This is a genomic window from uncultured Campylobacter sp. (assembly GCF_937890585.1).
In the GTDB taxonomy this organism is placed as follows: domain Bacteria; phylum Campylobacterota; class Campylobacteria; order Campylobacterales; family Campylobacteraceae; genus Campylobacter_A.
Genome location: NZ_CALACG010000280.1, coordinates 1 through 2,354, shown reverse-complemented (window position 1 = coordinate 2,354; position 2,354 = coordinate 1). Strand labels below are relative to the sequence as shown.

At 39.2% G+C, this 2,354-nt stretch carries 3 protein-coding genes; all 3 read right to left on the bottom strand.

The window, feature by feature from the left end:
* Positions 1–573, bottom strand: a 573-nt coding sequence (locus Q0296_RS08500) for a sugar phosphate nucleotidyltransferase (RefSeq protein WP_298039328.1), incomplete at its 3' end; no start/stop codon positions are given.
* On the bottom strand, positions 570–1,688 hold the full coding sequence (locus Q0296_RS08495; RefSeq protein ID WP_298039326.1) for a glycosyltransferase family 4 protein: 1,119 nt from the start codon (positions 1,686–1,688) through the stop codon (positions 570–572). The genes Q0296_RS08500 and Q0296_RS08495, both read right to left, overlap by 4 nt.
* 14 nt (positions 1,689–1,702) lie before the next feature.
* A complete protein-coding gene (locus Q0296_RS08490) occupies positions 1,703–2,275 on the bottom strand; it encodes a glycosyltransferase (RefSeq protein WP_298039323.1) in 573 nt (190 codons plus the stop codon).
* Positions 2,276–2,354: the final 79 nt, after the last annotated feature.

The following is a 2,354-nucleotide window of genomic DNA, read 5'->3' as shown; positions in this document are numbered from 1 at the left end:
GTGTATAAGAGACAGCATAAACATACCACTGTTCCAATAAAAGTTTCCAGCATCAACATAGCTTTGCGCTATTGAAATCTCGGGCTTTTCATGAAATTTCAATACATCCTCACCACATGCTTCAATATAACCATAACCTATATTTGCATCCATAGGCTTGATACCAAATGTCACCAACCATCCTTGCTCTGCGAGCTCATATGCGCGTAAGACGCTGTTTTTGTACGCCACCTCATCTCTAATAAGATGATCACTTGGTGTTACAAAAACGACCTCATCGTCTTTTAAGCTCATGCATGCAAGCGCAATTGCAGGGGCTGTATTTCTAGCAACTGGCTCAAGCAAAAATTTTACACCACGTGCACCTAGAGTTTCAAGCTGGTCAAGTGCTAAAAAATATTGTTGTTCATTTGAAACAATAAGCGTATTTTCACACAATAAAGAATTTCGTTCATAGCACATCATAAAAAGTGAATATTTGTCAAATAGACGTACAAACTGCTTTGGCATAAGGGTGCGGCTAATTGGCCACAGTCTCGTACCGCTACCGCCACTTAGGATTATATTAGTCATTTAGCCATCCTAAATTCCTCATATTTTCTCTCAACATAGCTTTTGATCTCAGCTTCAAAGCGCGAGCGAGAAAATTTTAAAGAATTTTCTCTGATTTTCACAGGTTCAAATTTCTCATAACTTTGCTCAAACTTAGCTACAGCTTCAAGTAGCTCCTTTGTGTTTTGTTCCATAAAATATAGTCCACTTACACCCTCACATACAGTCTCTAGAGCACCACCACGCCCAAAACAGATCACTGGCGTTCCACATGCTTGCGCCTCTACAGGCGTGATGCCGAAGTCTTCCTCTGCAGCAAAAACAAAGGCTTTGGCCCTCGCCATAAGATCTGCCATTGTTTTATCGTCTTTAAAGCCCAAAAGTTCAACATTTTTGCCAGCCTTTGACTTAATCTTAGCCATGTCAGGTCCATCACCAATGACTAGTAGTTTTTTATTAGTCTGTGAAAAAGCCTCTACAATGAGATCTATCTTTTTGTATGGTACCATACGAGAGGCTGTAAGGTAAAACTCCTCCTTGGTTTCACGTAGCTTAAATTTATCCACATCCACTGGCGGATATATGACATCGCTAGACTTGTTATATATTTTTTTGATACGACGCGCGATATAACAGCTATTTGCAATATAGTGATCCACGCGGTTTGCACTACTAGCGTCCCAAAGTCGAATTTTATGTAAAAAATATTTCGCCAGCATGCCCTTTAAACCACCGTCTAGCCCGCTTTCGTGTAAGTATTGATGATACAGATCCCACGCGTAGCGGATCGGCGTGTGCACATAAGCTATGTGGAGTTGATTTGAGTGCGTCAGCACCCCCTTTGCGACGGCATGCGAGCTGGATAGTACGACGTCGTATCCGCTTAGATCAAACTGCTCGATCGCGAGCGGAAATAGCGGCAGATAGTTGCGGTATTTGTCCTTTGAAAAAGGCAACTTTTGGATAAAGCTCGTGTGGGAGCATTTGCCTTTTAAAATTCTATCTCGATCTGCATCGCTTAAAAAGTCGATAAGGCTGTAAATTTCAAAATCATCCCAAATATTAGTAAAACTCTCAACACATTTTTCCGCACCAGCATAAGTGCTAAACCAGTCATGGATAAGGGCCTTTTTCACTACAGTTCCTTAGTTTATCTATTATTTTTAATTACATGCTCGTAAATTTTTTCCACTTTACGAATCATAACACTGATATCAAATTTATCTTTAAAATTCAGCTGAGCTTGATTTTGCATTTTACCGTATATTTTCTCATCATTTAATAAAATTTCTATATTCTGGTGCGCCTGCTGTGCACTCTCAAAGAGAAACCCACTTTTGCCATTTTCTACAACTTCATTATTTCCTACAACATTTGTCGCCACTATTGGGATACCAAGCGACTGGGCTTCTATGAGTGCGTAAGGCAACCCCTCCCACCTAGACGTAGACAAATATATATCCGTAGCAGATAGGTACGCAGCTATTTCATCAGTAAAACCCGTAAAGATTATATTTACGCCGTCTTTTTTTGCCATAGACTCAAATTTTGCCCTATCGCCACCGTCTCCAAGCCACAAAAAAATAATATCTGCCCCATCTTTAAAATTTTTAGCTATCTCATACGCCAAAGCCATATTTTTTGCATAGTCAAATCTTGAAATAGTCGTAACTACTTTTTTTCCATATAAATTAAATTTTTTCCTAGAGCTATCCTCTCTCAAAAGAGCTTTTATGCCATTATATATGATCTCGCTCTTATTTTTTTTAAATAGTCCATGCTTCAAACAAATACTATTTTCA